Source organism: Marilutibacter spongiae, from assembly GCF_014145325.1.
GTDB classification, from domain to species: Bacteria; Pseudomonadota; Gammaproteobacteria; order Xanthomonadales; family Xanthomonadaceae; genus Marilutibacter; species Marilutibacter spongiae.
This window is the reverse complement of the sequence record NZ_JACHTF010000048.1, coordinates 1-838: the sequence shown is the minus strand read 5'-3', so window position 1 is coordinate 838 and position 838 is coordinate 1. Positions and strand designations below refer to the sequence as shown.

The following is an 838-nucleotide window of genomic DNA, read 5'->3' as shown; positions in this document are numbered from 1 at the left end:
CCGCGCTGGAGTTGTAGGCGTAGTGGCCGCAGGCCAGCTCGCCGGGGTTGCCGGTCGCGTTGCCGCGCCAGTCGACCTGGCCGACGAGCACGTTGTTCTGGATGCTCAGGGTCGAGGACGAAGAACCGCCTTCGCTGAGGATCAGGCAGTCGCCCTGGCCGGTGATGGTGTTGTGGCGCAGGACCACCGGCTGGCCGCTGCTCAGGCCGATGGAGATCGCGTTGCCCAGCGCCCGGCACTGGTCGTCGGACTTCATCGAGTCGCGGCCGTCGAAATAGGCGCAGTTGCCCACGACGACGGAATTCTCGATCGTCGCCCGGCCCAGGGTCTTGATCTGGTTGCCGGCATTGCCCACCGCGTGGGTGCGGCGCACGGTGACGGACGAATTGCTGCCGCCGTCCATGTACAGCAGGTCCAGGCCGTCGGAGGTGTTGTGGTGGATGTAGGCATCCTCGATCAGCCAGTGGCCGCCGGTCTTCGCGGTGCCCAGGCCGTCGCCGTAGCCGCCGGCGGTCTGCGCCCAGCAGGCCCATGGGCTGCGGTCGAGCTTCTCGCCGCAGCCGTTCCAGGCGATCTCGACCCCGCGCAGGACGATGTTGCCGCTGTTGGAACTGGCCGAACCGATGTCGCCGTCCCAGCCGGCCCAGCCGTTGGCGACGATCTTGACGTTCTCCACGGTCCAGTCGGTGAGGCCGCCGGCGACGATGCCGCGGTTGGCCAGGCCATGGATGTCGAGGTCGTGGAGGTGGACGTTGCGGGAATTGGAGGCGGTGATGCCGGAGGAGGCCCATTTGCCGTAGGGCGCGCTGTCGCGCTTGCAGCGGGCGGCGCTGGTGGC

General features: G+C 68.7%; 1 protein-coding gene. It reads right to left on the bottom strand.

Going from position 1 to position 838, the window contains the following annotated elements; translation table 11 throughout:
- On the bottom strand, window positions 1-838 hold an 838-nt coding region (locus H4F98_RS16645; protein ID WP_182688940.1), incomplete at both ends, for a right-handed parallel beta-helix repeat-containing protein.